7 protein-coding genes are annotated in these 6520 nt (G+C 67.7%); 3 read left to right on the top strand and 4 right to left on the bottom strand.

Annotation, left to right across the window (positions count from 1 at the left end):
- The first annotated feature begins 178 nt into the window (after positions 1 to 178).
- Both VF697_RS38530 and VF697_RS38525 read left to right on the top strand, forming a co-directional pair.
- On the top strand, positions 179 to 880 hold the full coding sequence (locus VF697_RS38530) for an AIM24 family protein (RefSeq protein ID WP_331103014.1): 702 nt from the start codon (positions 179 to 181) through the stop codon (positions 878 to 880).
- A gap of 58 nt (positions 881 to 938) precedes the next feature.
- On the top strand, positions 939 to 2720 hold the full coding sequence (locus VF697_RS38525; RefSeq protein WP_331103012.1) for a serine/threonine-protein kinase: 1782 nt from the start codon (positions 939 to 941) through the stop codon (positions 2718 to 2720).
- A 70-nt stretch (positions 2721 to 2790) separates the two neighbouring features.
- Here VF697_RS38525 and VF697_RS38520 read toward each other — a convergent pair whose 3' ends face one another.
- Entirely contained in the window at positions 2791 to 3276 is a 486-nt protein-coding gene (locus VF697_RS38520) for a VOC family protein (protein WP_331103010.1), read from the bottom strand.
- 217 nt (positions 3277 to 3493) lie between these two features.
- Positions 3494 to 4036, bottom strand: a complete 543-nt coding sequence (locus VF697_RS38515; protein WP_331103008.1) for a GNAT family N-acetyltransferase — start codon at positions 4034 to 4036, stop codon at positions 3494 to 3496.
- 294 nt (positions 4037 to 4330) lie between these two features.
- Between VF697_RS38515 and VF697_RS38510 the strand changes: the two genes are divergently transcribed.
- Entirely contained in the window at positions 4331 to 5083 is a 753-nt protein-coding gene (locus tag VF697_RS38510; RefSeq protein ID WP_331103006.1) for a hypothetical protein, read from the top strand.
- Positions 5084 to 5115: 32 nt separating this feature from the next.
- Here VF697_RS38510 and VF697_RS38505 read toward each other — a convergent pair whose 3' ends face one another.
- Together VF697_RS38505 and VF697_RS38500 are read right to left on the bottom strand one after the other, a co-directional pair.
- A complete protein-coding gene (locus VF697_RS38505) occupies positions 5116 to 6003 on the bottom strand; it encodes a DMT family transporter (RefSeq protein ID WP_331103004.1) in 888 nt (295 codons plus the stop codon).
- A 79-nt stretch (positions 6004 to 6082) separates the two neighbouring features.
- The coding region (locus VF697_RS38500; RefSeq protein WP_331103002.1) for a hypothetical protein at positions 6083 to 6520 on the bottom strand (438 nt) is incomplete at its 5' end.

Below are 6520 nucleotides of genomic sequence, written 5' to 3'. Positions count from 1 at the left end.
CGCGCAGAGCAGTGCGAGCGTCGTCAGCAGGCGTGGAGGGAGCCAGGAGAAGCGACGGGAGCGGCGTGGGGTCGGGGTCATGACGGCGAGCGTGCCGGCTGGGACCATCCGGGAGCAACAGGAAAATCGTGAAAGCCACTTCCTTCCAGTAATGTCGTGCCCTCGCACGGGAGGAGTCATGAGCCGCTATTCGTTGGAGGAGTTCGTCCAGAAGACGTCGCAGAAGGACCAGCAGCAGGGCCTCTTCGAGCTGGAGAGCAGTGCCATGCTCGAGGTGAACCTGCGTGGGCAGGTGTGGACGAAGACGGGGTCGATGGTGGCCTACCAGGGAGGCATCACCTTCCAGCGGGAAGGAATGATGGAGGGAGGCGTGGGCAAGGCGTTCAAGCGGGCCTTGACGGGCGAGGGCGCGGCCCTGACGAAGGCGCAGGGGATTGGCCGCGTCTACCTGGCGGATGCGCACAAGAAGATCTCCATCCTGCGCCTGGAGAACCAGTCCCTCTTCGTCAACGGCAATGACCTGCTGGCCTTCGAGGATGGCCTCCAGTGGGACATCAAGATGATGCGCCGCATGTCCTCGATGATGGCGGGAGGCCTCTTCAACGTGAAGCTGGAGGGAACGGGGCTGGTGGCCATCACCAGCCATGGAGATCCACTCACCCTGCGGGTGGGACACAACCGCACGGTGGTGACGGACCCCAATGCCACGGTGGCCTGGTCGGGAAACCTCGAGCCCGAGCTGAAGACGGACATCACCGTGGGGACGCTCTTCGGGCGCGGCGGCGGGGAGGCGTTCCAGCTCAAGTTCGAGGGCGAGGACGGCTTCGTCGTGGTGCAGCCCTACGAGGAGCTCGCCCTGCAGCAGGGGGCGGGCCGCTGAGAGAGCACGTCAGGGGCGCTCTTCACGAAAGTCCCTCGGGTCGACTACGCTCCTGACCGTGACGCCCTACACCATGCTGCACCTCGCGCTCGCGGGAGCATTCTTCGTGCTCTCGCTGGTGCATTTCGCGACCTGGGCCGCTGTGAGATCCCAGCGGGTTCAGCTCTGGCTCGCCTCGAGCTTCCTCGGGTTCGCGGTGCTCAGCTTCACGCCGGCCTTCACCAGCCGCGAAGCCAGCGTGATGATCGCCGATACGCGTCCGTGGCTCCTCCTCGGCGTCCTCCCGTCGATCCCCCTCCCCTACACCCTGCTTCGCGTCGTGTGGTCGCTGCTGGATCAGCCGCTCATCCTCTGGCGACGCGTGATGTTGGGGGTGGCCCTCGCGCTCGGTGTGGTGCGAGTGCTCGACGTCTCCTGGTCACTCCTCTCGCTGCCCGCCAGCGGTTTGACTGCGGAGGCGCTCTCGCGGGCGACCGCGGGCCTGAGCCTCCCGCTGTTCTGGCTTCTCGCGACGTGCGTGGCCGGGACCTGGGCGGTCGAAGCGGCGCGGCTCCTCAAGCGCCGGGGCGCGATGGCGGCCGCCGTGCTCGCCGCCGCGCTGTGCGCGCTCGCGCTCCTCGGCCGCGAGCTCGCCGTCGACGCTGGCTGGAGCAAGGGGCCTCCGCTCTTCGCGCTCGTGGGACTCCCCTTCCTGCTGCTCGCTTCCACGGCGCTCGCCATCCTCACCGCGCGCTCGCTGCGCGGCGCGGACCTGGGAACCGGCATCCACCGCTACCGCCGGCTCATCCGGCTCGGACGCGGCGGCATGGGTGAGGTGTGGCTCGCGGTGCGCACTGGCCGCGCGGGGTTTCATCGGCTCGTCGTCCTCAAGCGGATGCTGGATGAGGACTCCGAGGACCCCACGGTCCGGCTCCACCGCTTCATCGGCGAAGCGCGCACCGCCGCGCGCCTCCATCACCCGAACATCGTGTCCGTCTACGATCTCGGGCAGGTGGATGGCGGGTGGTTCATCGTCATGGAGTACCTCAGTGGCGTGAGCGTGCTCGAGCTCGCCCGACGCGTCCAGAAGGGAGGCACGCTGCCGCTCGAGGTGATCGTCGAGATCTGCCAGCAGGCCCTGCGCGGGCTCGCCTACGCGCACGAGCGGGGCGTGATTCATCGCGACATCAGCGCGGACAACCTCGTCGTGTCGTTCGATGGCGTGGTGAAGGTCGTCGATTTCGGCATCGCGCATGGCTCCGGAGAACCTCAGGAGCGCGTCTCCGCCACGAACGTCTCCTTGCCTCCCACGGCGAGTCGGCTCACCCAGGTCGGCAGCATCATCGGAAAGGTCCCGTACATGCCGCCCGAGCGCCTCGAGGGGGCCGAGGCGACCGAGTCCGGCGATCTCTTCGCTCTGGGCTGCATCCTCCACGAGCTGCTGTTCGGCGAGCTTCCCGACTCCACCGCGGGGGGCCTCCAGCTTCCGCGCCTGGAGCGACCCGACGCACCCGCCGCGTATCAGCTGCTCAGGAAGGTCCTCGCCAAGGCACTTCACCCCCAGCGGGAGGGACGCTTCATCGACGCGAAGGCGTTCCAGCATGGTCTCGAGCTGGTTCGCCACGCGCTTCCGGCGGTCGATCTCACGGGCTGGCTGCGTGAGAGCTTCGCGGAGCGATGGGCGCGCCAGCGGCAGCTCTCGGAGCTCGGCGACCCCACGCCCGCCGAGGTGGAGGCGCTGCTCACGCGTGAGTCCACCGCGGCGCCCGGAGCGGATTCGGAGGCAACGCAGCTGGTCGGTTCGAAAGCCGCGCGGCCCGTCGAGGACCAGGAGACGCGGCTCGTTCAGCGTCCGCGCTGAAACCGTTCGCCGCCGTCGACGCGCCCGCCCTGTTCCTCGAGGACGTGCGCGCGTTCTTCCGGGAGCTTCGCTAGTCCTGGGCGTACGCCTGCTCGAGGCGCGCGATGTCGAACTTCTTCATGGTGAGCATGGCCTGCATCACGCGCTGCGTCCGCTTCGGGTCCTTGTCCTGCATCAGCTGGATGAACCGGGTCGGGACGATCTGCCAGGAGAGGCCGAACCTGTCCTTGAGCCAGCCGCACTTGCTCTCCTGACCCCCGTTGGCGGTCAGCTTGGACCACAACGTGTCGACCTCCTCCTGCGAGTCACAGCTCACCGCCAGGGAGATGGCCTCGGTGAAGTTGAAGACGGGGCCACCATTCAACGCGCTGAACTTCTGCCCCGCGAGCTGGAATTCAACCACCATGGCCGACCCCTTGGGGCCCGGTCCCGCGTCGCCATAGCGAGACACGCTCAGGATCTTCGAATCCTGGAAGAGCGAAACATAGAGGTTCGCCGCCTCCTCCGCCTCCGTGTTGAACCACAGGAACGGCGTGATCTTCTGAGGGGTTGCCATGATCATGCTCCTTTGACGCTGGGGGTGAACTGCGTTTCGAGGTATCGGCGCAGGTGACGCAGGGACTCGGCCGCGATGTCGGGGCCCTGCTTCGCCTTGGCGAGAATGAACGCGCCCTGGATGGTGTCAATGGGGTGCTCGCCCCTCGGAGTGGGAAGGGCACGTCCCCTGCCCGGAGGGCGGGTGTCACGGAGGGCGTTGCCGGTCGTTTCCCGATTCAGGGGTTGGCAGTGGGGAGCCGCTCGAGCATCAACATCGGCTCGCCCTTGTACGCGCCGCGTGAGAACTCGCGGAACCCACACTTGTGCGCGACCTTGAGGGACGGCTCATTGCCCGGGTCGATGATGCACACCACGCGCTCCGGACCGAACCTGTCCTCCGCCCACTTCAGCGCCGCGCGCACGGCCTCCGTGGCGTACCCCTTTCCGTGGGCCCACGGAGCCAGCACCCATCCCGCCTCCCGGTCTTCCCCCAGTGACGGCTCGAGGTCCCGGCGGAAGTCCGCGAGGCCCACCTCGCCGACGAACCGGCCCGTGCTCTTCTCGCGCACCACCCAGAAGCCGAACCCCATCAGCTCCCAGTGGCCCACGTAGCGCAGCAGGCGGGCCCACATCTCCTCGCGGGTAGACGGCTTGCCGCTGATGTATCGAGCGACCCGCGGGTCTCCCCACATCGCGAGGGCTTCCTCGAAGTCCTCGAGTCGTGGGCGGCGCATCGTGAGACGTTCGGTGTCGATGGCGGGACTGAGGCTGGTGGGCACGGACTCCCCTCCTGTGCGGTTCACGGCAACGTGCCACCACGAAAGGCGCGGCACAACCCGGGTGCACAGCCCGGGCGCTCCTCCCGCCAGGGCCGTTCCTCGTGGAGACACGCGGAGAGCGGACCTTTCTCCTGCGGGCCCACCCGCTGGACGATCCGCGGTTGACCAGAACCCGACACCCGAAGCTCGAGCAGCGCCCGAGTCCTTCCTGCTCCTTTGCCTTTTCTCGCCAACCCCAAGCTATGGTGGAAAGGCAATCATCCGATTGCGGAATTTCGTCGCGGGGGAAATCGAATGAATCGCTTTGGCGTTCTGGGCGTGGCGCTGCTCTCTCTTCTGGCCTCCACGGGCTGCACGCGTTCCATCACCCTGAAGTACAACCCCGGGGTATCGCTGAACAAGGCCGTCAAGAGTTCCTCCGCCAGGCTGGGCATCGCCCGCTTCGAGGATAAGCGGGCCTGGGTCAAACCCAACGACAGCGAGTCCGAGTCCTTCATTTCGAGCGCGGGCCCCTGGAAATTCGGCTTGGGCTACAAGGGCAAGGAGTACATGCCCGTCAACGAGCTCGTGCAGGAACTGTTCGTGGAAGAGTTCCAGCGGGGCGGCCTCAATGCCCAGCCGCTCGATAACCAGGGGGAGTTCGACGAGGACGCTCTGCGGCAGCTCGGACAAGAGAGGCAGCTGGAGTACGTGTTGAGCGGGAAGATCCTCAGCTTCGAATTCGCCAATGACACGGGGATGGTGACGGTCGATTCCCGGCGGACGGTGACCTTGGCCCTCGACATCCTCCGGGTCGATGGCAAGACCCCCTCCACCTCACAACTCTTCACGGAGACGATGAACGAGAATGAGGGAATGGGGGTCCTCCACTCCACGAACGTGGACAAGCTGGTCAACGACGTGTTCAAGAAGGTACTCGGTCAGGTCATCCTCAAGGTCTCCGACCAGATGGCAGTGGATGCGAACAACGTCGCCCTGCGGGTGCGAATCAATGGGGTCGAGCACCCGCTGCTCGCCTCGGCCATGCTGGAGCAGGGCAACAACTGACCGCGAAACGCGGGAGCGGCACCTTCGTGCCTTCAGGCCTCCACCGGCGGAGACACGCGGCGCGCGGTGAGCGCGGCCCCCGCGGACGCGGCGCTCACGAATACCAGCGCGAGCCACTGCGTCACGGTGAGCTGCTCACGCAGGAACACCAGGCCCGAGAGGGCCGCGGCCGCGGGCTCCAGACTCATCAGGATGCCGAAGGTGCGGCTCGAGAGCACACGCAGCGCCATCATCTCCAAGGTGAACGGCACCGCACTGGAGAGGAGCGCGACAGCCAGGCCCGCCATGAACAGCGGAGGCGTCAGGCGTGCCGCGAGGCCCTCCGCGAACGAGAAGGGCAGCACCGCCAGGGACGCGAACAGCATTCCCGTCGCGACGCTTTGCCCTCCTGGGAACACCTTGGACACGCGCCCACCGAGCACGATGTAGGCCGCCCAGAAGCCACCCGCGAGCAGCGCCAGCACCACCCCCAGCGGATCGAGCGTGCCGACTCCACCGCGCCACGGAGTGATGAGGGCGATGCCGGCCGCCGCGAGCACCACCCACAGGAAGTCCGAGGCGCGCCGCGACCCGAACACCGCGAGCGTCAGGGGCCCCACGAACTCCAGCGTGACGCCCAGCCCCAGCGGGATGCGCTCGAGCGCCTTGTAGAAGCTCAAGTTCATCGCGCCGAGCACCACCCCATAGGGGATGACCGCGACCCACTGCGCGCGCGTGAGCCGCGCGAGCGGCGGACGGAACACCGCGAGCAGCAGGAGCGCGGACAACCCGATGCGCATGCCCGCCGTGCCCGCCGAGCCGAGCACCGGGAACAGCTCCTTCGCGAAGGCGGCGCCGCCCTGCACGCTCACGACGGCGAGGAGCACCGCGGGGATGGGGGGCAGGGCCCAAGGAGGACGGACCGGGGGTGCTTCGCTCATGCGCGTCACCCTACCCGCTTCCCGACGCCCATTGTCCCACGATGCGGGTGGCTGGCTTCGGGGTGGGCGATTCGCGGCATCAATCCGCGTCGGACCAGTCGCACTCGCCACCGCTCACGGTCTCCTTCGCGCTCACCCCGACCTTCTCCGGGCCGGGCGTGAGTGTGGTGGTGGTGAGCGTCACGGTGGGTTGGCAGAACGGGTGGTTGAGGTACGTGGTGCACCTGGTGCGCAGCTCGAGCCCCGTTCCCTTGCGACGCACGGTCATCTCACAGCCGTCCCGCTCGGAGGCGTGCTCATTCCACTCCTCCACCTGCATGTCCACCAGCTTGCCGGCCGCGTCGCGCAGCACGGTGCGCAGGTGCAGGCGAGGACCATGGCCGGGCGAGGAGCCGCCCTCGGTGCGCAGGAGCACCACCGTGAGGCGCCGGTCCCCCTGCGCGAGCGTTTCCTTCTGGAGCACCTTCGCCCCATGCTCGGGGCGCGGGCAGTCGAGCTGTTCGGCCGGTACGCGCAC

This window comes from Archangium sp. (genome assembly GCF_036388035.1).
In the GTDB taxonomy this organism is placed as follows: Bacteria; Myxococcota; Myxococcia; order Myxococcales; family Myxococcaceae; genus Archangium.
Note: the sequence above shows the minus strand (reverse complement) of the source record. Positions and strands in the feature narration are given on the sequence as shown.

Excerpts from the sequence above, each read along its gene's own strand:
- VF697_RS38530 (WP_331103014.1), top strand. The coding sequence starts at position 179 with ATGAGCCGCTATTCGTTGGAGGAGTTCGTCCAGAAGACGTCGCAGAAG.
- VF697_RS38505 (WP_331103004.1), bottom strand. The coding sequence starts at position 6,003 with ATGAGCGAAGCACCCCCGGTCCGTCCTCCTTGGGCCCTGCCCCCCATC.
- VF697_RS38510 (WP_331103006.1), top strand. The coding sequence starts at position 4,331 with ATGAATCGCTTTGGCGTTCTGGGCGTGGCGCTGCTCTCTCTTCTGGCC.
- VF697_RS38520 (WP_331103010.1), bottom strand. The coding sequence starts at position 3,276 with ATGGCAACCCCTCAGAAGATCACGCCGTTCCTGTGGTTCAACACGGAG.